A 23023-nucleotide genomic window follows, 5' to 3' on the forward strand; every position below is an offset into this window, starting at 1 on the left:
CTTATCCCCAGCCCTGGCAGGTAGCCGCCTGACCCTGCCAGGCTGGGGGTATGACGTCCGCCCACCCTCTTCTGCCCGATATGCTGACCAGCTGGCGGCAGACCACAGAACTCTTCTTCCCCAGGGTCTGCGCCAGCTGCCAGACCTACGGGCCCAGCATGCTGGCGTCCGCTGCCCTCTGCCCCCTCTGCGACCGGCTGGTGCGCCTGGCCACCCTCAACCTACAGACCATTACCCTGCCCGGCACGCAGCTGCCGGTGGTGTCTGCTGGCCGCTACGAGCACGAGCTGGGGCGCTGCGTCCTGGCCTATAAGGACGCCGGACGCACCGACCTGAGCCCCTATCTCGCCTCGGCCCTGGCCCGGGCCGTGACCTGCCTTCTAGAGCTGAGCGAGAGCGAACTGGCGCCCGCCGAGCCCATCTACCTGGTGCCCCTACCCTCCAACCGGGCCTCGGTGCGCAGGCGGGGCTATGCCCCAGCCCCGCTCCTAGCCCGCGCGGTGCTGCCCCTCCTGCGCTACCCGGCACCGGTAAAGGTGGCGGACGCGCTCGCCCAGGTTCCTGCCTGGAAGCGGGGAATGCGCGGTGCCAAAGGTGCCCAAGCTCAGAAAACGCTGGGCCTCGAAGAGCGCCACCGGCAGATGCAGGGAAAACTTACCCTGGGCAAGCCCGCCCTGCACCAGCTGGGGCGTTACTACCGTCTAGAGGGGGCCCGCTGTCTGCTGGTTGACGATGTGTTTACCACCGGAGCCTCCCTGAAGGAGGGCTACCGGGTGCTGACCAGTCAGGGCGCCACCGTGCTGGGAGGGGCAACGATTGCCTATGTTCCCAAGCGGCAGCCATATAGCACAGAGTGAGGTGGGCCACCAAAATATTGAGTCCTTCCTGCGAAAAGAACCGTAAAAGGCTTAAAAAAATGACTTAGACCACAAAAGGGCGTAGAGTTGCGTTAAGGAATCCACAAGATAGATTCCCCAATACCCGGCAGTCACAGGGGCGGGTATTCACCCCCTGAGAATGGAGGGAATTGTGGAACTCAACATCACCGGCCGCAACGTCAAAGTAAGTGAACGTCTGCAGGAACACGTTGAAAGTAAAATCACCAAGTTTGAAGCCCTTGGCGACAACGTAACCGACATCGAAGTCAAGTTCACCAAGGAAGGCCAGAACGGCCCCGCCGCGATTCGAGTGGAAATCACCGTTATCGGCCGCGGCCCCGTGCTCCGAGCAGAAGCAACCGGTCAAGATAAGTTCGCAGTTTTCGACGAAACCTATGGCAAGCTCCTAGAACGCCTCCGCCGCGCCCGCGACCGTCGCAAGACCCGCCGCGCAGGGGGCAAGCACCCCATCTCGGTCTCAGAAGCCACCGGCTCACTGCCCGTCATCACAGACCAGGTCGCCCTCACCGAAATTCAGACCGAGGATCTGCCGGTTGAAGAAGCAGCTTTTGCTGGCGAATACGACCTGCACGAAGAAGCAGATTCGCCCATCGAAATCCGTCAGAAGAGCTTCCCCGCCGACCACCTGACCCCTGAAGAAGCGGTTGACCGCATGGAGCTGGTTGGCCACGACTTCTTCCTCTACGTCGATAAGGTAACCGGATCCCCCGCAGCGGTCTACCGCCGCAAGGGCTGGTCCTACGGCGTCATTACCCTCGAAGAAGGTACTACCGACTAAGGTCGATACCCGCCCGGCCTAGGGCCCTCTGCCATACCCCTACCGCAGGTAGGGGAGCGCAGGGGGCCCTGCCCTGTGCCCGGCCCTACCCCTGTGAATCTAAAAGGTAGGCCCGTCAAGCCCACAGGTGAACGGCCCCAGCCCGTTTGCGGACTAAACTAGAATAGAGTGAGCACGGTGGGCTCACCCTGCCCACCTCCCATACCAAACCAATCAAGGAGCAAACTTCAGTGGCATCTCTCTTGGAAAAGCTACTCCGCAGCGGAGACCAAAAAGTCCTCAAGCAGCTGCGTGCTTACACCGATGCAGTGAACTCACTCGAAGACAGCTTTGTTGCGATGAGCGACGCCGAGCTACGCGCTGAGACCGACGCCTTCCGCAAGCGCGTTGAGGACGGCGAGTCACTGGACCTTCTGCTCCCCGAAGCTTTTGCTGTGGTCCGCGAGGCGTCTAAGCGTACCCTGGGCAAGCGCCACTACGACGTTCAGCTTATGGGCGGTGCCGCCCTGCACCTGGGCAATATTGCCGAAATGAAAACCGGTGAGGGCAAGACCCTTGTTGCTACTGCCCCCGCCTACCTCAATGCCCTCTCCGGTAAGGGCGTGCACGTGGTCACCGTCAACGACTACCTGGCTGAGTACCAGGCTAACCTGATGGGGCGTGTCTTCCGTTTCCTGGGTATGGAGTCGGGCGTTATCTTGGCTAATCAGACCCCCGATGTGCGCCGGAAGCAGTACGAAGCCGACATCACCTACGGCACCAATAACGAGTTCGGCTTTGACTACCTGCGTGACAACATGGCCTGGACCAAAGAGGAACAGGTACAGCGCGGGCACAACTTTGCCATCGTCGATGAGGTTGACTCTATTCTGATTGACGAGGCCCGTACCCCGCTGATTATCTCTGGCCCCGCCATGGGCGAAGCCAACCGCTGGTACGGCGAATTTGCCCGTATCGCCCGCACCCTGGTGGCTGGCGAAGACTACGAGGTCGATGAAAAGAAGCGCACCGTGGGTGTGCTCGAATCGGGTATCGATAAGGTTGAAGACCACCTGGGTATCGATAACCTCTACGAGTCACAGAACACCCCCCTGATTGGCTTCCTCAACAACGCTATTAAGGCCAAGGAACTCTTCAAGGGCAACAAGGACTACGTCGTAATGAACGGCGAAGTCATGATTGTTGATGAGCACACCGGTCGTATTCTGGCAGGCCGCCGTTACAACGACGGCATCCACCAGGCTATTGAGGCCAAGGAAGAGGTCGAGGTCAAGCCTGAAAACCAGACCATGGCGACCGTGACCCTGCAGAACTACTTCCGCATGTACGACAAGCTCTCGGGTATGACCGGTACCGCTGAGACCGAGGCTGCCGAGTTCATGAACACCTACGAGCTGGGCGTCGTGCCGATTCCGACCAACAAGGAAAAGCAGCGCGTTGACCAGCCCGATAAGGTCTACAAGAACGAGATCGCCAAGTTCAACGCGGTGGTCAAAGATATCGAAGAGCGCCACGCTACCGGCCAGCCCGTGCTGGTAGGTACCACCAGCGTCGAGAAGTCCGAGTACCTCTCCAAGCTCCTGGTGAAGGCCGGTATTCGCCACGAGGTGCTCAACGCGAAGAACAACGCGCGTGAAGCTGCCATCGTCGCTCAGGCCGGTCGCAAGGGGGCCGTCACCGTAGCAACCAATATGGCAGGCCGCGGTACCGACATTATGCTCGGTGGCAACCCCGAGTTTGAGGCCGTCGAGACCATGAAGACCCTGGGTCTTGACCCCAATGAGAAGCCCGAAGAATACGAGGCTAAGTGGCCCGAGGTGCTGGAAGCAGCCGAGAAGGCTTCTGCTGCCGAACACGAAGAGGTCAAAGAACTCGGCGGTCTCTACGTCCTGGGTACCGAGCGTCACGAATCCCGCCGTATCGATAACCAGCTGCGCGGACGTTCGGGCCGCCAGGGCGATCCCGGCGAGTCCCGCTTCTACCTGTCACTGTCTGACGACCTGATGCGCCTCTTCAACGGCCAGGCAGCTGCCCGCCTGATGGCCGGTGCCCCCGACGATACCGCCCTGGAAGCTAAGATTGTTTCCCGCGTCATCGCCAACGCCCAGGGCCAGGTTGAGGCTCGCAACGCTGAGCAGCGCAAAAACGTACTCAAGTATGACGATGTGCTCAACCGCCAGCGCGAGGCCATGTACAAGGACCGCGCCCAGATTCTGGCAGGCGATGACCTCAAGGAACAGATTGAGAAGTTCCGCACCGAGGTCATCACCTCAGCAATCGATGCCCAGGTAGGCGAAGGTCACGCCGAGGACTGGGACTTTGAGAAGCTCTGGGAGAACCTGCGCACCATCTTCCCGGTTACCATTACCCCCGAAGATCTGGCTGAAGAAGCGGGCGACAAGACCAAGGTCACCCGCGACCAGATCGTCAAGGAAGTGCTGGCCGACGCTGAGATGCAGTACGGCGAGCGTGAAGAGTCCGTGGGTGAGGACGCCATGCGCGAGATTGAGCGCCGCGTGGTGCTCTCGGTCATCGGTAAGCGCTGGCCCGAGCACCTCTACGAGATGGACTACCTCAAGGAAGGTATCGGCCTGCGTGCTATGGCCCAGCGTGACCCCCTGGTGGAATACCAGCGTGAGGGTTATGCCCTCTACCAGAGCATGATGGGCGGTATTCGTGAGGAGACCGTGTCGATGCTCTACAGCGTGGACCTGTCGAAGCAGCGTACCCAGCAGTCGAAGATTCAGCTGAAGATTCCCGCGCAGCCTAAGTTCCTGCAGTACTCAGCTCCCTCTGAGTCCGGTAAGACCGAGGTGCATACTGAGGCCGTGAACGACCGCAGCAACGAGCAGATTTCGATTCTGAACCAGCGCAAGAAGTAGTTCAGCACAAGAAATCGCTCAGACCAAAGGCCCCGAATCCTTGATGTAGGATTCGGGGCCTTTGCTGTCACTAGAGGTTTTGCCCGGTGTGCCTTGGGGCGCTCTAGCTTTAGAGGGTCTTATCGGTTCCCAGGTAGGAAAGGACGGCCTCGTGCAGGTGGCCGTTGGTGGCTAGGGCGTTGCTGCCGTGGGGGCCGTCCGCCCCAGCCAGGGAGGTGAAGCGTCCGCCTGCTTCGGTCACGATGGGAACCAGGGCGGCCATATCGTAAAGGCCGAGTTCGGGCTCGGCAGCGGCGTCGACGACGCCCTCTGCCACCATCATGTAGGACCAGAAATCGCCGTAGGCTCGGGTGCGCCAGACGGTGTCGGTCAGGTCGATGAAGTTATCGCGCAGGCCCAAATCGCGCCAGCCGGTGAGGGAGGAGTAGGAGAGGGACGCGTCCTCGAGCTGGGCGACAGAGGAGACCGAGATGCGGGTAGCCTTGGCGAGGGAGCGGCCGGTGTAGGCGCCGGTGCCTTCGGCTGCCCACCAGCGGCGCTGGAGGGCAGGGGCCGAGACGACGCTGACGACGGGCTTGCCGTGGTCGAGCAGGGCGATGAGGGTAGCCCAGACGGGCACTCCGCGCACGAAGTTCTTGGTGCCGTCGATGGGGTCGATGACCCATTGGCGGGGAGATGATCCTGTTTCACCGAATTCTTCGCCCAGCACCGAGTCACGGGTGCGGACGCGGGACAGCTGGGAACGGATGAGCTGTTCAGCCTCGCGGTCGGCGTCGGTGACGGGGGTCAGGTCGGGTTTGGTATCGACGGCGAAATCGTGGGAGGTGAACTTGGCCAGGGTGAGGCGGTCGACCGCATCAGCCATGATGTGGGCCAGGCGCAGGTCGTCGGTGTAGTTAGTCATGGTCGTTTGCCTTGGGTTTTAGAGGTCTACGACGCCGAGTTCTTTCTCGGTGTCGCCGGTTTCTTCATCGACGCGCAGGAGCTTGCGCAGGGATTCGAGACGTTCGGGGCCTGCGGGGCCGGCCTGACCCATTTCGACGTAGGCGGTAAGACCGCAGTCGGGGGCGGACGCCGAGTGGGTACAGCCCTTGGGGCAGTTGGCTGAACCGGGGGCAAGGTCGGTGAAGGAAGCGACCAGGGTGTCGGGCTCGACGTGAGCTAGGCCGAAGGAGCGGATACCGGGGGTGTCGATAATCCAGGTGCCGGGGGCTGCCTTCTGCGGTTGGAGGGCCAGGGCTGAGGACGAGGTGTGGCGTCCGCGGCCGGTTACAGCATTGACGTGCCCGGTAGCGCGTTCGGCACCGGTCAGGGCGTTGACCAGGGTAGATTTGCCCACGCCCGAGTGACCCAGGAGAACGGAGACGGAGCCATCCAGGTAGGTAGAAAGCTGGTCAACCAGGGTGGTGTCGAGCCCCTCGGAGCCTTCCTCGCTGGGGGCGCGGCCGTCCTTGGACTTAGACAGCAAGATGGTGAGCTCAACGTCCCGGTAGTAGTCCAGCAGCCATTGAGGGTGTTTGAGGTCGGTCTTGGTGATGCAGAGAATGGGGGTGAGCCCGGCGTCGAAGGCGGCTGCTAGGGACCGGTCGATAAAGCCGGTGCGGGGCTCGGGGTTTTCTGCGGCGACCACGATAACCAGGTTGTCAGCGTTGGCAACGACGACGCGCTCGACGGGGTCGGTATCGTCGGCGCTGCGGCGTAGCAGGTTGGTGCGCTCTTCGATCCGGACGAGGCGGGCTAGAGTATCGGGCTTGCCGCTGGTATCTCCCACGAGGGCAACCTTGTCGCCCACCACGATGGGGGAGCGGCGCAGCTCGCGGGCGCGTACGGCGGTGACGACCCGTTCGCTGCTCTTGCCCTCATCGAGGATGGCGGTGTAGCGGCCCCGGTCTACGGTGATGATACGGCCGATTTCGGCGTCCTTGTGGGCCGGGCGGTCCTTGGTGCGGGGGCGGGAGCCCTTTTTGTTGGGGCGGACGCGCACATCGCTTTCATCCCAGGAGCGGCGCATTAGGCAGCACCTGCCTGCCACTGGTCCAGCATGTTCTGCCAGAGCCCGGTGAAGTTGGGCAGGGTCTTGGAGGTGGTCTCTACGTTTTCAACTACGACACCCGGAATAACCAGCCCCATGACGGCTGCCGCGGTGGCCATACGGTGATCAGCGTAGGTACGCATGAGAGTCCCGTGAGCTACGGGTGCGGTGACGCGAATGCCGTCTTCGGTTTCTTCAGCTGAACCGCCCAGGCGGTTGATCTCGGCGGTGAGGGCAGCAAGTCGGTCAGTTTCGTGTCCGCGCAGGTGGGCAATACCGGAAAGGACGCTGGTGGCGGGGGAGAGCGCAATCAGGGCAGCCACGGTGGGGGCCAGCTCGCCAGCTTCAGCCAGGTCTAGGTCAACGCCGGGCAGGCCGGACGCCGCGCCGCCGGCAGGGCCGGTGACGGTCAGGTTCCCGTCGGCCAGCTCTACCCGGGCCCCAAAGAGGGGCAGAATCTTCCGCCATTGGTCCCCACCCTGGGTAGTGGACTCGGGCCAGCGCGGAACCGTCACCGAGGCCCCGGTGGCTACTGCAGCAACCAGGAAGGGCCCAGCGTTAGAAAGATCGGGCTCAACGGTAACCTCAAAGCCGGGGAAGCCACCGGGGGCAACCGTCCAGGTATCGGTGCCGTTGAAGTCAACGCTAATACCGAGCTCACGCATGGTCTCAACGGTCATCTCAATGTGGGGCATCGAGGGCACCGGGCCACCCTCGTGCCGCAGCACCAGACCCCGCTCAAAACGGCAGGCAGCCAGCAGAAGGGCAGAGACAAACTGGGAAGAACCTGAAGCATCAATGGTCAGTTCGGGCACCTGCACCGAACCGGTAGAAACGACCGTAAAGGGCAGGGAGCCGCGACCGGCGTCCTCGACCTCAACCCCCAGGCCCCGCAGGGCCTCAACCACCGGCAGCATGGGGCGAACCCGCGCATGCTCATCGCCATCGAAATGGAAAGTACCGGGCAGTAGAGCAGCAACCGGGGGCACAAAACGCATCACAGTACCCGCCAATCCCACATCAATGGAGGCCTCACGGGCAACGGTCGCAGAAAAATCTAGGGGGGTCACCCGTAGGTCAGGGCCAAAGGCACTACCGGTTTCAATCTCTTCAAAACGGGCACCCAGAGCAGTCAGTGCGGCCACCATTAGCCGCGAATCGCGCGAATGCAGGGGAGCGTGAATCACCGAGGGGCTATCAGCTAAAGCCGCCAGCAGCAGGTAACGATTGGTGAGCGACTTAGACCCCGGAATCTCCACCCGGGCATGGGCACCGCCGGGCACCGTCACGGTGGGCGCTAGCCAGTCTCCATCGGCAACTAAGGGCTGCTTGGTCGCATCAACCACAAATAAAACCTACTTCGGAATCAGTTATTACGGCGTACTCCCTCCCTATTTTAGGTGGGCGGGGCAGCAAACAAGAAAACCCCGCACCGATATGATGCGGGGTTTATCGAAAGTTCATGGGGTCTTACACCCGGTAGGGGCCAGCTTAGGCGAAGAGGTCCTCAACCTTTTTCTGGGCGTCAGAAGCGGCGTCCTGAACATCGGATGCCAGCTGGTGGGACTTCTTAGCTACCTGATCACCCAGCTTGGAAGCTCGCCAGGCCAGTGAGGGGTTACCGTCGGTATCAACAGCTGAGATAGCAATAGCGCCCAACAGGGAGCCATTGAGCACAGCAGCATTGCGGCGGGCAGTCTTCTCTTCCTTGGTCTCAGCCTCGGTAGCGCGGTACTCAACGTAGGAGTTAATAGCACCGGTAGCCAGCAGGACGCTCGCAGAAAGACGGGGCAGCTTACCCAGAGCAAAGAGGGCACCGGCAGCTACCTGAGAGCCAGCCAAAGCCTGACCCACCAGCTTCTCCTGGCCACGCAGCACAGAAAGCTGAGGGGCAGAAGTCGCAGCCAGGTTAACCACCTTAGCCAGGTGCTTAGACGATTCGGGGTCACGCAGACGGTCAACACCCGAGATAATAAAGCTTGAAGCCAGCAGAGGGCGAGCAAAACGGCGAACCAAAGACATGAGTTCCTCCTTCACGGGGTGCGAGGCCCCATTGCGATGTATCACAGATACCTAACACTACTAAGCATACATATAGACCGGTGGGTTCAGCCACTTTATTGCACCACCAGCGCAAAATTACTCTGGTTCTGGGGAATAAGCGCCGCTAGCGCTCGTTATATCTGGTGTACTCGGCGCGTAGCTGCGCCCATTGGCAGGTACAGTAAGACAAAAGACCACAGCATACCTGGAGGGAAATGACAGCCACGCCCCCGGCCCCCAGCACTGAACCTGCGCCGACCACCGACGTCCTCGCCCCCGAAGGCAACGAACCCGATGTGCGCTCCCGCGAAACCAACGCCGAGCGTAAAGCCCGTTTCGAACGAGAAGCCCTGCTATACGTAGACCAGCTCTACGCCGCCGCCCTGCGCATGGCTCGCAACCCGCAGGACGCCGAAGACCTCGTCCAAGAGGCCTACATGAAAGCCTTCTCCGCCTTCCACCAGTACAAGCCAGGCACCAACCTCAAAGCCTGGCTCTACCGCATCCTCACCAACACCTACATCAACGTCTACCGCAAGCGCCAGCGAGAGCCCTACCAGGCCAATTCCGACACCGTCGAAGACTGGCAGCTAGCCCGGGCAGGAGCTCACGACTCAAAGGGCCTACCCTCAGCTGAAAACGAAGCCCTCGCCCACCTGCCAGACAGCGATATCAAAGAAGCCCTCCAATCCATCCCCGAAGACTTCCGCATGGCCGTCTACTACTCAGACGTTGAAGGCTTCTCGTATAAGGAAATCTCCGACATTATGGACACCCCCATCGGTACGGTCATGTCCCGCCTCCACCGGGGTCGTAAACTTTTGCGCGATAAGCTCACCGACTACGCCGCTGAACGCGGTATCAAGACCAGCACCACCGGCAAGGCCGGTACCAGCAAAACTGCCAGCGCCTAAGAAAGGAGCCGCCCATGACAACCACAAGCACCTCGCAAACTGCAACCCCCTGCGAAGAACGCCTGGCAAAGATTTATACCTACATTGACGACCCGCTCAGCTGTCAGGATCTTGAAGAACTCCAAGCTCACCTGGCTGAGTGCGAAACCTGTGCCAAGGAGTACGACCTTGAGTGCATCATCCGCCAGGCCGTGCGTCGCACCTGCAAGGAAACCGCCCCCGTCGACCTCAAAAGCCGTATCCGCGCCTGCATCGACGACATCCATACCGGAGGGCACCCGGCAGCTAGCTAGCCCATAACAAAGGGCCCCTGCTCGCTTCTGCGAGTAGGGGCCCTTGTTGATTGCCTTATGAGTTGGGGCGCTTACCGTGGTTAGCGCCACCCTTACGGCGATCCTTACGCTTGCGACCGCGCTTGCTCATGAGAGCCTCCTTGATCAAGGTGGAGTGCCCGTCAGGATAACGGAGCACAAATGGTCGGTAGCACCTTGGAACAGGCACTTCTCACTATTTTCGCATACCTTGGCTAGCTTTGCACACCCCGGGTTGGTCACAGGGGCAGGCGCCAGCCAGGTACTTCCTTAAACGGGCTCTGAAATCTGAAGCCAGTTGTACCAGCCGCGGTGCAGAACCAGCCAGGCAATCAGGCCGTAGCCGGACTGACCGGGGCGGCCGTCATTTGCTGCCAGGTCATTGCGCCACTGCTCATGGTGCAGCAGGGGGTTGAAGGTATCAACGTAGACGTGGTTACGGCGGGTCACCACATCGGCGTAGGCTGCCGACAGGTCGGCAATCTTGCGGTTGCGCTCAGCATCGAGAGTGGGCGGGGGGCCAACAACCAGAACCTTTACATTGTTCTGGGAGGCCATATCGACCATGTTCGCCAGGTTCAGGCGGGAGCGGGCACTGGTGAGGCCCAGGTCGATATCGAAGGTTGAGGGGGCAATGACCAGGCGATTTTCGTGGCCCTGGGCAAAGCGGCGGCTGGCTTCTTCAAACCAGCGAGCGTTGAGCTGTTCACTGCCCTCACCGGGAGCTGCCAGATTATAGGCAGAGATAGAGGCAGAGGTCTGAGGGGTACGTGCCATAACGCGCCCGAACCACCCGAGGGTGCGGGGGTCCCCGACGCCTGCGAGCAGATCATCGCCAACGGCTACAAGTCGAATTTTTCGCTGATCCACGTGTTTCTTTCTACAAGGTTGAGGGCTAGGTTGCCCCGCAACGTTGGTCTCGTTCGTTCTGTACCAGTCTAAACCCTGGAGCCTGCCAGCGCACGGTGGGCGCACCGCAAACAGGCAGTGCCCGAATCCTGACGGGCAAGATTCGGGCACTGGGAGCTGAGCGAGCGCCCTGCTTTAGCGGTCGAATACCTCGGAGATGAGGTTATCGAGCTCGCGCTGGTGACGCTTACCGGTACCGGCTGCGGGGGAAGCGGCTGCCGGGCGGGAAATCAGCTTCATACGGTAGTCAATCTGGGGGAGCAGGTTGACAGCCATGAAGGGCCACTGGCCCTGGTTGGCAGGTTCATCCTGGGCCCAGACCAGTTCCGCATTGGGGTAGGTAGCAATCTGCTCCTTGATCTCTGCGGACGGCAGGGGGTAGAGCTGCTCGACTCGCACAATTGCGGTGCTCTTATCGCCGCGCTTAGCGCGCTCTGCTTCCAGATCGTAGTAGAGACGGCCTGAGACAAAGACCAGGCGGGTCACGTCAGCGGGGTTCAGGTTGCCCTGGTCCTCGATGACGGGCTTGAAGCTACCGCTGGTGAAGTCTTCAACCGACGAGGCAGCAGCCTTGAGGCGCAGCAGCTGCTTGGGGGTGATAACAATCAGCGGCTTGTGCGGGCGGGAGTGAGCCTGGCGGCGCAGCAGGTGGAAGTGGTTTGCCGGGGTCGAGGGAACAGCAACGGTCATGTTGTTCTCGGCGCACAGCTGCAGGTAGCGCTCCATACGGGCCGATGAGTGGTCAGGGCCCTGGCCCTCAAAACCGTGGGGGAGCAGCAGAACCAGTGAGGAACGCTGGGCCCACTTCTGCTCTGCTGACGAGATGAACTCATCAACGATGGTCTGGGCACCGTTGGCGAAGTCGCCGAACTGGGCCTCCCAGAGCACCAGGGAGTCGGGTCGCTCTACGGAGTAGCCGTATTCGAAGCCCATGACGCCGTACTCGGAGAGCAAGGAGTTGTAGATGGAGTACTTTCCCTGGGTTTCTGAGAGGTTGGCCAGGGGGTTCCACTCTTCGTCGGTCAGAGAGTCGTGGAGCACTGAGTGGCGCTGGACGAAGGTGCCGCGCTGGACGTCCTGACCGGTCAGGCGCACATCGCGGCCTTCCAGCAGCAGGGAGGCGAAGGCAGCAAGCTCGCCGAAGCCCCAGTTGATGTCGCCCTCGGTCGACATCTTGACGCGCTGTTCAAGCAGCTTCTTGAGCTTCTTGTGCACGGTGAAGCCCTCGGGAATCTTGCCGAAGGCCTGGCCAATCTGAGCCAGGGTCTCAGCGGAGATAGCGGTCTCGCCGGCAACGTGAACGGAGTCCTCATTCTGCTGGGCAGCAGGGCGCTCGATGTTAGAAACAGCGGCGGCATCTGCGGTGACCAGGGGAGCGGAGGACGACTGGGCCTCGTGGGTCTCGGTGAAAATCTGCTCCAGGCGGGACTGGTAGTCCTTCAGAGCGCGCTCGGCCTCGTCCTGGGAGATGTCGCCGCGGCCGACCAGGGCCTCGGTGTAAATCTTGCGGGTTGAGGGCAGTTCCTCAATCTGCTGGTACATCTTGGGCTGGGTCATCGAGGGATCGTCTGCCTCGTTGTGACCGCGGCGGCGGTAGCAGACCAGGTCAATGACGACGTCCTTGTTGAAGGCCTGGCGATAGGCGAAGGCGATGGAGCCTGCGCGGACGACGGCCTCGGGGTCATCGGCATTCACGTGCAGCACGGGGGCCTGAATCATGCGGGCGATGTCGGTGGAGTAGGTTGCGGTGCGACCATCGCGCGGGGTGGTGGTGAAGCCCACCTGGTTGTTGACCACGATGTGTACGGTACCGCCGGTGGTGTAGCCCTCAAGCTTGGACATCTGCAGGGTTTCTAGCACGATGCCCTGGCCAGCGAAGGCAGCGTCACCGTGAACCAGGATCGGCAGTACAGGGTAGTTGCCGATGCCCTGTTCTGCCAGGGTGTCTTGCTTAGCGCGGACGATACCTTCAAGCACGGTGTTGACGGCTTCAAGGTGGGAGGGGTTAGCGGCCAGGTAGACCTGGGTCTGGTTGCCGTTGTGGGAGGTGAAGATACCCTCGGTGCCCAGGTGGTACTTGACGTCACCGGAGCCGCCGGTCAGACGGGGGTCCATCTGACCCTCAAACTCACGGAAAATCTGGGCGTAGGACTTACCCGCAATGTTGGTCAGTACGTTGAGGCGGCCGCGGTGGGCCATACCGATGCCGACGCCCGAGAGGCCGGCGTCCGCTGCCTCAGAGATGACGGAGTCCAGCAGCGGAATCAGGGATTCGCCGCCTTCCAGGGAGAAGCGCTTCTGGCCCAGGTACTTGGTCTGCAAGAAGGTCTCGAAGGCCTCGGCAGCGTTCAGGGTGCCCAGCACGCGGAACTGCTCGTCGCGCGAGGGCTTGGTGTAGCCGTGCTCCAGGCGGTCCTGGAACCACTGGCGCTCTTCGGGGTTCTCGATGTGCATGTACTCCACACCCAGGGTACGGGTGTAGGCCTCGCGCAGCAGCTCAAGAATGGTGCGCAGGGGCAGGGATTCCTTTTCGCCGAAGCCACCGGTGGGCCAGTAGCGGTCAAGATCCCAGAGGGTCAGACCGTAGTTCTCCAGACGCAGGTCGGGGTGGGAGAGCATCTGGTAGCCAATGGGGTTGGTCTGGGCAATCAGGTGGCCGCGCACGCGGAAAGCGTGAATGAGCTGCTGGATGCGGGCAACCTTAGAGACTTCGGCTTCGGGGTTGACCTGGTTGTCGCGGGCCCAGCGGACGGGCTCGAAGGGGATGCGCAGATCCTCAAAAATCTGGTCGTAGAAGCCGTCGCCACCGAGCAGGTAGTGCTCCACAATCTTGAGGAACTCGCCGGAACCTGCGCCCTGGATGACACGGTGGTCGTAGGTGGAGGTGAGGGTTAGAATCTTGGAGACGCCGTTGCGGGCAATGACCTTTTCTGAGGTGCCGCGGTACTCTGCGGGGTAGTCAAGGGCACCTGCACCGATGATAGCTGCCTGGCCCTTGGAGAGGCGGGGCACGGAGTGGACGGTACCGATACCGCCGGGGTTGGTCAGTGAGACGGTAGTGCCTGCGAAGTCCTCAACGCCGAGCTTGCCTTCACGGCCGCGCTTGACGATGTCGTTGTAGGCTTCCCAGAACTCTGAGAAGGAGAGCTTCTCTGCACCCTTGATGTTGGGTACAACCAGGTTGCGGGAGCCGTCGGGGCGGGGTAGGTCGATGGCCAGGCCGAAGTTAACGTGGGCGTGCTGGATAGCGGCGGGCTTACCCTTGGCGTCCTCACCGTAGCTGACGTTCATGGAGGGGAAGGCTGCAAGGGCGCGGATGATGGCGTAGCCGATGATATGGGTGAAGGAGACCTTACCGCCGCGGGTGCGGGCCAGGTAGCTGTTGATTTCGGTGCGGTTATCGATCAGCAGCTTGGCGGGGATAGCGCGGACGGTGGTTGCGGTGGGCACGCTCAGTGACTCGTCCATGTTGGCGGCAACCGCCTTGGCGGGGCCGCGCAGGGTAACAATCTGGTCTTCTTGGGGAGCGTCGCTCACGGGTTCTTCCTTCGGGGTGGCGGGCTTGGTCGCTGAGGGGTTGCTTGCCTTGGGAGCTGCCTGCGGGGCTGACTTGGGGTCAGCTTCAGGGGCAGGGGTCTTGGGAGTGGAGGGAACGGGGGCCTTGGCGGGCTCTTCCTTGGCCGGTGCGGACGCAGCAGCGGGCGCCGGTGCCTGCTGCGAGCTGGGTGCGCTGCCGGTTGTGCCTGCCCACTGGTCAAACAGGGGCCACCACGTTTCGTCGACTGAGTTGCGGTCTTGCTCGTACTTCTCAAAGAGCTCTTCGACGAGCCACTCGTTACCCGCGAACTCTTCGGGAACAGTATGTTCTGGCTGGTTTGGCACTTCTCTTACGCCTCTTCCATCTCTTGTGATTGCTGGGTGCCAAAACCGCTTTTGGCACGAGGTGGGCGGGCATCGCACACTACATTGGGCGCGTGATGTACCGCATATCTTTGTCTAGTTTAGAAGTGTTTTGGGGGTTCGTCCAACGCACTACTTTCTATGACATCTCACTGTGAGGCTGTCTGGCAGAAATAGGCTGGCATTTCGCAGGGGGTGAAAGGGGGCCCACTGAGTAAACCGCTCGATATTCGCTAGAATTGACCACTATGGAAGACCCTTCTAGTTACTGCGCATCTTCGCAGCCCTCACGAGCGCTTTGGCGCACATTATTCTTTAACCCAACCGCGGGCGTCCGCACCTCTGGCAGCCCGCGCCCAGCCCAGCAGGCGGTGAGAGCCTAAACCATGGAATGGCTCCTGCTTCTCATCGGTTTTGCCCTGATTCTGGGTACCGGCTTCTTCGTGTCCGTAGAATTTTCGCTGGTAGCCCTTGATCAGTCCAAGGTCCAGCAAGAAATTGATAGGGGAGACGCCGCAGGCGAACGGGTGCTCGCCTGCCTCAAATCCCTCTCAACCCAGCTATCAAGCTGCCAGCTGGGTATCACCATCACCACCCTGCTTACCGGTTACACCCTCGACAGCGGTATCAACGCCCTAGCCGGCGACACCATCGCGTCCTGGGGGCTGGCCCCCTCTGTGGCCTCGGCGCTCACCCTGATTTTCTCTATGGGTATTGCAACCTTGCTCTCCATGATTATCGGCGAGCTGGTGCCCAAGAACCTGGCGATTGCCGAGCCCTACCGCGTGGCCCGAACCCTGGCCCCGGCCCAGCTGCTCTTCACTAAGGTGATGGGCCCCATCGTCCGCACCGCGAACGGGTCAGCAAACTGGGTACTCCACCGCTTCGGTATGGAAGCTAAGGAAGAACTCTCGGCAGCCCGTTCACCCGAAGAGCTTTCTTCAATGGTGCGCCGCTCAGCCGACCTGGGCACCCTGGACTCCGACACCGCCCGCTTCGTCGATAAGACCCTCTCCTTCGCCGAACTCACCGCAGCCGACGTCATGACCCCGCGCCGTAAGGTCATCATGCTCGAAGATACAGCCCCTGTCAGCGACGTCATCGAGCTGGCCCGCACCACCGGCCACTCCCGCTTCCCCCTCTACCGGGAAGACCAAGACAACATCGTGGGCGTCGTGCACGTGAAGAAAGCTGTGGGCCTTCCCCTCGATAAGCGCGACACGCTGGAAGCCGGAACGCTCATGGAGGACGTGCTGCAGGTGCCCGAAACCGTGCACCTGGACTCCCTGCTCATGCAGCTGCGAGAGGGCGCCCTACAGCTTGCCGTGGTGCTCGACGAGTACGGTGGCACGGCCGGCATCACCACTCTTGAAGACCTGGTTGAAGAAATCGTGGGTGAAGTCTCCGATGAACACGACACCAACTCCTTCGACGAACGCCCCCTGCGCGTGGGCAACGGCGACTACATCTTCTCGGGCCTGCTCCGCCCCGACGAGGTCAAGGACTACATCGGCACCCTCGATGTGGATGATGACCCCGCCTACGAAACCATGGGCGGCTTCATGATGGACCACCTGGGCCGAGTTCCCGAAACCGGCGACGTGGTGCCCGTTGAGGGCGGACGCCTGCGCGTAGAAAAGATGGAACAGCGCCGGGTTGACCGCATCCGCTTTATTCCCGAAGCCCTCACCACAGATGACCTCGCCGCTCGAAAGGAGGGGGCCCGATGAACGACTGGGTAGCTATCGCCCTGCTCTTTGTGCTCCTTGCCGGTAATGCCTTTTTCGTGGCCGGTGAGTTCGCCATTATGTCGACCCGCCGCTCCCAGATTGAGCCGCTGGCTGAGACCGGTAATAAGCGCGCGGTCACCGTACTTTATGCGCTGGAGAACGTCTCGCTCATGCTGGCTACCTGCCAGCTGGGTATTACCGTCTGCTCCCTGCTGATTCTGAATGTTTCAGAGCCCGCCCTGCACCACCTGGTGTCTGCACCCCTGGAAAGCTGGGGCATCCCTTACGAGGTGGCTAGCGCTGTAGGCTTTGCATTCGCGCTGATCCTGGTGACCTACCTGCACGTTATCTTCGGTGAGATGGTGCCCAAGAATATGGCGGTATCGCTGGCTGCCCAGGGCGTTGCCCTGTGGATTGCCCCGCCCCTGGTCACGGTCTCGCGGGTGCTCAAGCCCCTGGTGGGCTTCCTCAACTGGATTGCCGACCACACCCTGCGCCTGATGAAGGTAGAACCTAAGGCCGAGGTTGCCTCAACCTTCACCCTTGATGAGCTTCAAAGCATTGTGGCTCAATCAACCGCAGAGGGAACCGTGGACGACGGCTCCGGCGTGCTGTCTGGCGCCCTGGAATTCAGCTCGAAGACCGTTGCTGAGATTATGGTGCCCGGTGACCAGCTGGTTACCATGAACTTCCCCTGTACGCCCGCCGAGCTGGAAAAGGCCGTTGCCCACACCGGCTACTCTCGTTTCGTGATGAAGGACGAGCAAGACGGCACCTACATGGGCTACCTGCACATCAAGGACGCCCTGGTCTACGAAGCTGACCGCATGGACCAGCCCATTGCCTGGTCTAAGCTACGTCAGATGTCGATCGTCAAGCCCGAAACCGAAATCGATGAGGCTCTTGCCACCATGCAGCGAAACCGGGCCCACCTCTCCCACGTGGTTGACGCCCAAGGGCAGAGTGTTGGCGTGCTCTTCTTGGAAGACATCCTCGAAGAACTGGTCGGTGAAATTAAGGACACCACCCAGGAGCACGTGCGCCGCCGCGAGGAGGCCGCTTCAAAGCACAGCGCCGACTAGTTTCCTCTAGCTAGCTACCGGTTTCTGCCGGTGCGCGGACGCCCGCCTCGCCTTTCCTGCCCCGTGGTAGGGAAGGTGGGGTGGGCGTCCTTATATTCTTAGCGGGGCGCGGGTGTGATGCGGTGTACGCACTTTTTATTTGCGAACCGTTCGCAGAAAGGAGTAGGCTGGCAGAAGCCCTATCCCTTACTCCGTACCAAAGGACAGCGCCATGCGAAAGATTTTCCCCACCGTCTCACTGCTTGCCGTATCGGCGCTGACCCTCTCTGCTTGCGGGTCAAGCGGGACGAGCGCGTCCTCGTCCTCAAACGACGGAACCCTGCAGGTCGTCACCACCACCGACGTCTATGCAGATGTGGTGGCGGCAGTCGGCGGCGATAAAGTAGAGGTCACCCCGCTCATCGCCTCAACCGCTGTGGACCCCCACTCCTACGAAGCCACCAGCCAGGACCGCCTGACCGTGAAAGACGCTGACCTGGTTGTCGTCAACGGCGGCGGCTACGACACCTTCCTCACCGAAATGGCCGGCACCGATAACCCCGACCAGATCGTGGTGAACGCGGTAGAACTCTCGGGCCTCTTTAGCGCCGACGACCTGGCCCACATGGCAGAAGAGCACAGCACCACCGGTGAAGACCACTCTGACCACGTGCACTCCTACAACGAGCACGTCTGGTACGACCTGGACACCATGAAGAAGGTAGCTGATCAGGTAGCAGCCGACCTGGCTGAGCTCGACCCCGCCAACGCGGACGCCTACACCAGTGCAGCTGCAACCTTCTCTACCGACGCTGACCAGCTGCTCGACCGTCTCAAGGCTATCGACACCGAAGAACGTACCTACCTGGCGACCGAGCCGGTCTCGGGCTACATGCTGGAGGACGCCGGTTTCACCGACTCCACCCCGGCAGATTTGACCGCAGCGGTCGATAGCGAAAGCGACATCGCCCCCCTGACCCTGCAGGAAGCCAAGGACGCCCTCACCGGCGGTAGCATCGACCTGCTGGCCTTCAACGAGCAGACCCAGACCGTCCAGACCACCGAAATCTATACCTTCGCCCAGGAAGCCGGAGTTGCCAGCGTCTCCTTCACCGAGACCCTGCCCGAGAACACCGGCTACATGGATTGGATGACCCAGAACATCGACAACCTAGAAAAGGCAGTAGCATAAAGCCTATGGCTCACTCTTCTACCCAGCTCGCCCCCGCCCTTACGGTGACCGGGGGCGGGCTTTCCTTTGGCCACCGTACCCTGTGGCAGGACCTCAACCTCACCGTCGAACAGGGCGAATATTTTGCCGTCCTGGGGCCCAATGGCTCGGGCAAATCGACCTTTATCAAGGTCATCTTGGGTCTAACCCAGCTGAGCGCCGGCAAAATTTCGGTTCTGGGTGTCCCTGCCCGCCTGGGGAACCCCGGCGTCGGCTACATTCCCCAGCAGAAGGCAATTGGTACCGAGATGCCCCTGCGGGCCCGCGATTTTGTGGGGCTGGGGGTGGACGGCCACCGCTGGGGCTTCCGCGTGAAGAACCGGGCCTACCGGGAGAAGGTTGATTCCCTGCTCGATGCGGTTGGTGCCAGCGACTACGCTAATGTGCCGGTGGGGCTTCTGTCGGGCGGCGAGCAGCAGCGCCTGCGTATCGCCCAGGCCCTTGCCAATGACCCCAAGATTATCCTGGCAGATGAGGCCCTGCTTTCTTTGGACCTCAACCACCAGTACGCCGTCTCAGACCTGATTCACCGCTACAACCGGGATCACGGAGCTACGGTCGTTTTCGTGACCCACGAGATCAACCCCATCATTGACCATGTAGACCGCCTGCTCTACCTTGCGGGCGGACGCTTCACCGTGGGGTCGGTGGAGCAGGTCATGCGGAGTGAGGTGCTCACCGACCTCTACCAGACTCCGGTATCGGTGATACAGACTAACGGCCGCTACGTAGTGGTGGGCGGCGAACACGGGGAGCACCACTGCGCCCTAGAAACCGACCACCCCCAGCTACTTGCACCCGCGAAAGGGGTAGATAACCGATGACTTTTGCGGACTTTATGGGCAAGGTCTTTGTCTTTGACCGCTACGGTGAGCTGGTGGCCCTGCTGAGCCAGTCCATTATCGCCGGGGCAATCTTGGGTGTGATCGGCGGCTTTGTAGGGCTCTTTGTGATGCTTCGCCGTCACGCTTTTGCGGTGCACGCCATCGCCGAGATGTCTTTTGCCGGTGCTGCCCTCTTTCTGCTCCTGGGCTATAACGTGGTCACCGGTTCCCTGGTGGGCTCCATTATCTCTGCCCTGCTGATTGCCCTGATGGGCGCCCGGGCCCACGAAAACGATTCGATCATCGGTGCCCTGATGCCCTTTGGTCTGGGGCTGGGAATCCTCTTCCTCTCCCTCTACTCAGGTAGGGCAGCGAACAAGTTCTCGCTGCTAACAGGCCAGATTGTTTCGGTTGACTCTGCCCAGCTGACCTCTATGATCATTGGCGGGGTGGTCATCATTGCGGCTCTGGCTATCATGTGGCGGCCGCTCATGTTCGCCTCGCTTGACCCGGTGGTTGCCTCAGCCAAGGGCGTGCCGCTGAAGGCTCTTTCCATTGCTTTTATGATTGTTCTGGGTATTGCCACCGCCCTGTCGGTGCAGGTGGTGGGCTCCCTGCTGGTTCTTGCCCTGCTGATTACCCCGGCAGCGGCAGCCCTGCAAATCACAGCCTCACCCCTGCGCGCCCTGATTCTTTCAGTGCTCTTTGCAGAAACAGCCATGGTGGGCGGTATTCTTCTGGCCCTGGCAGGCTCCCTGCCGATCAGCCCCTACGTGACCACCCTGTCCTTCCTCATCTTCGTGGTCTGCCGCCTGGTACGAGCCGTCCGCCAGCGCTACTCAGCCTCGGGGCGCGTCCGCTCATCTGAAGCCGCAGCAGCGCCTAGCCCCGCTGGTGGGCAGAGCAGTTAGAGCAGACCCCGGTAATCTCAATGACGTGCTTGACCTCGGTGTAGCCGTTCTTTGCCGCAATCGCCAGGGCTAGCTCTTCAAGCTCAGGAATCTCAAATTCCCGGGCAGCCCCACAGATACGGCAGAGCAGGTGATGGTGGTGGTGCTCAGAGTCGCAGCGGCGGTAGATAGCTTCGCCGTCCTCGGTCTTGAGGGCCTCTACCTCACCGGTGCCCACCATGGACTGCAAGAGACGATAAGTGGTTGCCAGCGACACCTTATCGCCGCGCGAGAGCATGAGCTGGTGCAGGTCTTGAGCAGAAATAAAGTCTTCGAGGGTTTCGAGGGTTGCGGTGACTGCCCGGCGCTGTTTAGTGTTGCGGATTTCGGTGGGCTTGCTGGCTGACGACGCTGAGTTGGTGTTCACGGGTCATTCCCTCGTCTAAAATCGGTCTCTCTCTGTGCCTACTGTACACCAGGTTTCTCGGGGCAGAAACGGCCCTCGCGCGGGGCGAAAAACAACGTTTTCAGGTAACAGCGTATGTGTTCAGCAGAAAGAAACCGTCAGCTCCAACTAGTCTGACTGTGGTGGGAGCTACTAGGGTGGTAGGTATGAAACTTACGAAATACACCCACTCCTGCGTCAGGCTCGAAAAGGACGGCGCCGTGCTGGTGCTCGACCCCGGAAACTTCTCCGAGGTCGAGCAGGCACTGGACGGGGCCCACCATATTCTGGTCACCCACGTGCACCCCGATCACTTCGACGAGGGCAAGGTGGTCGCTTTTCTGCGAGAGAACCCGCAGGTCACCATTCACGCTCCCGCCGCAGTGGTCGATGCTGTGTTGGCGGCCCTGCCCGAGGCTCTTGCAAAGTCAGTGGAAGCTGATGGGGAGCTGACTCTCTCGTCCTTCTCTATCAAAACCTTCGGTGGCAACCACGCTGTCATCCACCCCCTGCTGCCGGTCATCGATAACGTGGGCTACCTGATTGACGATAACCTCTTCCACCCCGGGGATTCTTTTGTGGTGCCCCACGGTATTGAGGTGGGCACTCTGCTGGTGCCGATTCATGCCCCCTGGAACAAGATTCAGGAGGTCATTGACTTCATTATCGCCGTGCGTGCCCCGCGGGCCTTCCAGATTCATGATTCACTGCTTGCCGAAAACGGCCGAAACATGATCATTGGCCACGCAACCAACTTTGGTCAGAAGTACGGCACCACCTTTGAGTACCTGGCCCCCGGCCAGTCTGTAGAGATTTAGGAGTAAGCCCATGAGCACTGTTTTTACCAAGATTATTAACCGAGAACTGCCCGGCCGTTTTATCTGGGAGGACGAGCAGGCAGTTGCCTTCTTGACCATCGAGCCCTTCCAGTACGGCCACACCCTGGTGGTTCCCAAGGCTGAGATTGACCACTGGGTCGACCTACCCGAGGAGCTCTCTGCCCACCTCTTTGACGTGGCTCAGAAGGTATCGAAGGGTCTGATGAAGGCTTTTGACCCCACCCGCGTGGGCATGATTATTGCCGGTTTTGATGTGCCCCATACCCATATTCATGTGTGGCCCGCTGTTGACCAGAGCGAGTTCACCTTCGAGCAGGCTAACCGTAACCCCGATGCAGCTGCCATGGATGAGGCTGCTGAAAAGCTGCGGGCAGCCCTGACCGAGCTGGGCTACGGCGACTCGGTAGCTTCCTAGCCCCCTCCGCCAGGTAGGTACCATCTAAATCAGAAAAACCCACCAACTAGGTGGGTTTTTCTGATTTAGATGGTCTTTTCTGGTGTAGTGGCCGAGTGTCTGGGGCGTACGGGCCGACGCCTAAAAATAAGTAAAGTTTGCTTGACATAACTTCGCGCCTGTATGTAAAGTTTATTTCACATTAACTGTAAAGCATCCTTTACATAAGGCGATAAGATGAGCACCCACAAATCCCAAAGCACCTGGGGCCGTTCTCGCTTCGGCGGTAGCCAAGCAACCCTGATACTTGTCAGTATTCTGGGTGCAACTGCACTGGCCCAACTGCTAGTCTGGGGTATTATCGCCCTTCAGTCTGAGCAGGTCACCTGGTGGTGGGTGCCGGTTGCCTCGTTAGCTTTTGTTCCGGTGTTAGCCGCCACCTTTTGGGCGCTTCTGGTCGACCGAAACACCGTCAAAGGAGCCACTCGCAACCCAGAATCCAGCATCGAAAACCACTGGTACGGAAAGGCCGCAGAAACTACCTTTCACCTCATGATTGCAGTGATGGGGCTGGGTGCCGGGGCTTTCGCTATCTTCGACTGGCAGGTATCGCCATCCCTTCTGCTGGCGTCCGTCACAGTGCTGGCCATGCTGGTCTTCCTTGTGAGCTACCAGGTCTACAAGCGTAAGGGTGCATAGCCTGTGCAGAACCAGCTCAAAGAACTACGCGCTGAGCGGGGCTACTCTCAGCAGCAGCTCGCCGACGTGCTCGGTGTGTCACGCCAGACCGTCATCTCAATTGAAAAAGGACGTTTCAATCCGTCCCTGCCCCTGGCCTTCCAGCTCGCTGAAGTCTTCGGTTGCCGGATCGAGGATATTTTCTTCCCCGATGCACCCGAGAACAATTAGAAGAGAGAAAAGACCAGGAAAATCGGAAAAAC

At 60.6% G+C, this 23023-nt stretch carries 22 protein-coding genes; 14 read left to right on the forward strand and 8 right to left on the reverse strand.

Features of this window, described 5'->3' with window-relative positions; translation table 11 throughout:
- The first annotated feature begins 50 nt into the window (after window positions 1-50).
- The 3 genes from ACFP6B_RS06990 (at window position 51) to secA (ending at window position 4559) form a co-directional block, all read left to right on the forward strand.
- The gene (locus ACFP6B_RS06990; RefSeq protein ID WP_377128620.1) at window positions 51-857 is read left to right on the forward strand and encodes a ComF family protein; all 807 of its coding nucleotides are present in this window, start codon (window positions 51-53) and stop codon (window positions 855-857) included.
- A gap of 172 nt (window positions 858-1029) precedes the next feature.
- Window positions 1030-1677 (forward strand): ribosome hibernation-promoting factor, HPF/YfiA family, encoded by a 648-nt coding sequence (gene hpf, locus ACFP6B_RS06995; RefSeq protein WP_377128623.1) that lies wholly within the window; start codon window positions 1030-1032, stop codon window positions 1675-1677.
- A 230-nt stretch (window positions 1678-1907) separates the two neighbouring features.
- Window positions 1908-4559: a preprotein translocase subunit SecA gene (secA, locus tag ACFP6B_RS07000; protein WP_377128626.1), complete on the forward strand. Its 2652-nt coding sequence runs from the start codon at window positions 1908-1910 to the stop codon at window positions 4557-4559.
- A gap of 109 nt (window positions 4560-4668) precedes the next feature.
- On the opposite strand, the gene hisN is transcribed toward secA, so the two are convergent.
- The 4 genes from hisN to ACFP6B_RS07020 all read right to left on the reverse strand — a co-directional run bounded on the left by hisN (window position 4669) and on the right by ACFP6B_RS07020 (window position 8613).
- Complete coding sequence (gene hisN / locus ACFP6B_RS07005; RefSeq protein ID WP_377128629.1) at window positions 4669-5463, reverse strand: histidinol-phosphatase; 795 nt, start codon at window positions 5461-5463, stop codon at window positions 4669-4671.
- Between the two features lie 18 nt (window positions 5464-5481).
- Entirely contained in the window at window positions 5482-6570 is a 1089-nt protein-coding gene (gene rsgA / locus ACFP6B_RS07010; RefSeq protein WP_377128632.1) for a ribosome small subunit-dependent GTPase A, read from the reverse strand.
- Window positions 6570-7937, reverse strand: a complete 1368-nt coding sequence (gene aroA, locus ACFP6B_RS07015; RefSeq protein ID WP_377128635.1) for a 3-phosphoshikimate 1-carboxyvinyltransferase — start codon at window positions 7935-7937, stop codon at window positions 6570-6572. Before aroA ends, rsgA begins: the two co-directional genes overlap by 1 nt.
- A gap of 145 nt (window positions 7938-8082) precedes the next feature.
- A complete protein-coding gene (locus tag ACFP6B_RS07020; RefSeq protein WP_237185834.1) occupies window positions 8083-8613 on the reverse strand; it encodes a DoxX family membrane protein in 531 nt (176 codons plus the stop codon).
- A gap of 236 nt (window positions 8614-8849) precedes the next feature.
- Between ACFP6B_RS07020 and ACFP6B_RS07025 the strand changes: the two genes are divergently transcribed.
- Together ACFP6B_RS07025 and rsrA are read left to right on the forward strand one after the other, a co-directional pair.
- Window positions 8850-9548: a sigma-70 family RNA polymerase sigma factor gene (locus ACFP6B_RS07025; protein WP_377128638.1), complete on the forward strand. Its 699-nt coding sequence runs from the start codon at window positions 8850-8852 to the stop codon at window positions 9546-9548.
- A 14-nt stretch (window positions 9549-9562) separates the two neighbouring features.
- Complete coding sequence (rsrA, locus tag ACFP6B_RS07030) at window positions 9563-9841, forward strand: mycothiol system anti-sigma-R factor (protein WP_377128641.1); 279 nt, start codon at window positions 9563-9565, stop codon at window positions 9839-9841.
- A 55-nt stretch (window positions 9842-9896) separates the two neighbouring features.
- Here the strand turns inward: rsrA and ACFP6B_RS07035 are convergent, their stop codons facing one another.
- From ACFP6B_RS07035 to ACFP6B_RS07045, 3 genes are all read right to left on the reverse strand, one after another.
- The gene (locus ACFP6B_RS07035) at window positions 9897-9971 is read right to left on the reverse strand and encodes a 50S ribosomal protein bL37 (protein WP_377129465.1); all 75 of its coding nucleotides are present in this window, start codon (window positions 9969-9971) and stop codon (window positions 9897-9899) included.
- A 158-nt stretch (window positions 9972-10129) separates the two neighbouring features.
- Window positions 10130-10729 carry a GDSL-type esterase/lipase family protein gene (locus tag ACFP6B_RS07040; protein ID WP_135011505.1) on the reverse strand — a complete coding sequence of 200 codons (600 nt, stop codon included), beginning with the start codon at window positions 10727-10729 and terminating at the stop codon, window positions 10130-10132.
- A gap of 174 nt (window positions 10730-10903) precedes the next feature.
- Window positions 10904-14650 (reverse strand): multifunctional oxoglutarate decarboxylase/oxoglutarate dehydrogenase thiamine pyrophosphate-binding subunit/dihydrolipoyllysine-residue succinyltransferase subunit, encoded by a 3747-nt coding sequence (locus tag ACFP6B_RS07045; RefSeq protein WP_377128645.1) that lies wholly within the window; start codon window positions 14648-14650, stop codon window positions 10904-10906.
- Between the two features lie 404 nt (window positions 14651-15054).
- Between ACFP6B_RS07045 and ACFP6B_RS07050 the strand changes: the two genes are divergently transcribed.
- From ACFP6B_RS07050 to ACFP6B_RS07070, 5 genes are all read left to right on the forward strand, one after another.
- Window positions 15055-16398 carry a hemolysin family protein gene (locus ACFP6B_RS07050; RefSeq protein WP_237204545.1) on the forward strand — a complete coding sequence of 448 codons (1344 nt, stop codon included), beginning with the start codon at window positions 15055-15057 and terminating at the stop codon, window positions 16396-16398.
- Window positions 16395-17480 carry a hemolysin family protein gene (locus tag ACFP6B_RS07055; protein WP_237185839.1) on the forward strand — a complete coding sequence of 362 codons (1086 nt, stop codon included), beginning with the start codon at window positions 16395-16397 and terminating at the stop codon, window positions 17478-17480. The genes ACFP6B_RS07050 and ACFP6B_RS07055 overlap by 4 nt, the downstream gene beginning before the upstream one ends.
- A 211-nt stretch (window positions 17481-17691) precedes the next feature.
- Complete coding sequence (locus ACFP6B_RS07060; protein ID WP_377128650.1) at window positions 17692-18651, forward strand: metal ABC transporter solute-binding protein, Zn/Mn family; 960 nt, start codon at window positions 17692-17694, stop codon at window positions 18649-18651.
- Between the two features lie 5 nt (window positions 18652-18656).
- Entirely contained in the window at window positions 18657-19514 is an 858-nt protein-coding gene (locus ACFP6B_RS07065) for a metal ABC transporter ATP-binding protein (protein ID WP_377128653.1), read from the forward strand.
- Window positions 19511-20425, forward strand: coding sequence for a metal ABC transporter permease (locus ACFP6B_RS07070; protein WP_237194363.1), 915 nt, complete (start codon window positions 19511-19513; stop codon window positions 20423-20425). Before ACFP6B_RS07065 ends, ACFP6B_RS07070 begins: the two co-directional genes overlap by 4 nt.
- Here ACFP6B_RS07070 and ACFP6B_RS07075 read toward each other — a convergent pair.
- Window positions 20397-20831: a Fur family transcriptional regulator gene (locus ACFP6B_RS07075; RefSeq protein ID WP_237223160.1), complete on the reverse strand. Its 435-nt coding sequence runs from the start codon at window positions 20829-20831 to the stop codon at window positions 20397-20399. The genes ACFP6B_RS07070 and ACFP6B_RS07075 overlap by 29 nt on opposite strands.
- Window positions 20832-21016: 185 nt before the next feature.
- On the opposite strand from ACFP6B_RS07075, the gene ACFP6B_RS07080 reads away from it, so the two are divergent.
- From ACFP6B_RS07080 to ACFP6B_RS07095, 4 genes are all read left to right on the forward strand, one after another.
- On the forward strand, window positions 21017-21667 hold the full coding sequence (locus ACFP6B_RS07080) for an MBL fold metallo-hydrolase (RefSeq protein ID WP_377128658.1): 651 nt from the start codon (window positions 21017-21019) through the stop codon (window positions 21665-21667).
- Between the two features lie 10 nt (window positions 21668-21677).
- Window positions 21678-22103, forward strand: a complete 426-nt coding sequence (locus ACFP6B_RS07085) for an HIT family protein (RefSeq protein ID WP_185174443.1) — start codon at window positions 21678-21680, stop codon at window positions 22101-22103.
- Window positions 22104-22319: 216 nt separating this feature from the next.
- Entirely contained in the window at window positions 22320-22781 is a 462-nt protein-coding gene (locus ACFP6B_RS07090; protein WP_377128662.1) for a hypothetical protein, read from the forward strand.
- A gap of 3 nt (window positions 22782-22784) precedes the next feature.
- Window positions 22785-22991, forward strand: coding sequence for a helix-turn-helix transcriptional regulator (locus ACFP6B_RS07095; RefSeq protein WP_377128665.1), 207 nt, complete (start codon window positions 22785-22787; stop codon window positions 22989-22991).
- Window positions 22992-23023 lie beyond the last annotated feature (32 nt).

The sequence above is a fragment of the Rothia nasimurium genome, assembly GCF_042660305.1.
In the GTDB taxonomy this organism is placed as follows: Bacteria; Actinomycetota; Actinomycetes; order Actinomycetales; family Micrococcaceae; genus Rothia; species Rothia nasimurium.

Coding starts and splice junctions, on each gene's coding strand:
- ACFP6B_RS06990 (WP_377128620.1), top strand. CDS start 51: ATGACGTCCGCCCACCCTCTTCTGCCCGATATGCTGACCAGCTGGCGG.
- hisN (WP_377128629.1), bottom strand. CDS start 5,463: ATGACTAACTACACCGACGACCTGCGCCTGGCCCACATCATGGCTGAT.
- rsgA (WP_377128632.1), bottom strand. CDS start 6,570: ATGCGCCGCTCCTGGGATGAAAGCGATGTGCGCGTCCGCCCCAACAAA.
- ACFP6B_RS07020 (WP_237185834.1), bottom strand. CDS start 8,613: ATGTCTTTGGTTCGCCGTTTTGCTCGCCCTCTGCTGGCTTCAAGCTTT.
- ACFP6B_RS07025 (WP_377128638.1), top strand. CDS start 8,850: ATGACAGCCACGCCCCCGGCCCCCAGCACTGAACCTGCGCCGACCACC.
- rsrA (WP_377128641.1), top strand. CDS start 9,563: ATGACAACCACAAGCACCTCGCAAACTGCAACCCCCTGCGAAGAACGC.
- ACFP6B_RS07050 (WP_237204545.1), top strand. CDS start 15,055: ATGGAATGGCTCCTGCTTCTCATCGGTTTTGCCCTGATTCTGGGTACC.
- ACFP6B_RS07055 (WP_237185839.1), top strand. CDS start 16,395: ATGAACGACTGGGTAGCTATCGCCCTGCTCTTTGTGCTCCTTGCCGGT.
- ACFP6B_RS07060 (WP_377128650.1), top strand. CDS start 17,692: ATGCGAAAGATTTTCCCCACCGTCTCACTGCTTGCCGTATCGGCGCTG.
- ACFP6B_RS07065 (WP_377128653.1), top strand. CDS start 18,657: ATGGCTCACTCTTCTACCCAGCTCGCCCCCGCCCTTACGGTGACCGGG.
- ACFP6B_RS07070 (WP_237194363.1), top strand. CDS start 19,511: ATGACTTTTGCGGACTTTATGGGCAAGGTCTTTGTCTTTGACCGCTAC.
- ACFP6B_RS07080 (WP_377128658.1), top strand. CDS start 21,017: ATGAAACTTACGAAATACACCCACTCCTGCGTCAGGCTCGAAAAGGAC.
- ACFP6B_RS07085 (WP_185174443.1), top strand. CDS start 21,678: ATGAGCACTGTTTTTACCAAGATTATTAACCGAGAACTGCCCGGCCGT.
- ACFP6B_RS07090 (WP_377128662.1), top strand. CDS start 22,320: ATGAGCACCCACAAATCCCAAAGCACCTGGGGCCGTTCTCGCTTCGGC.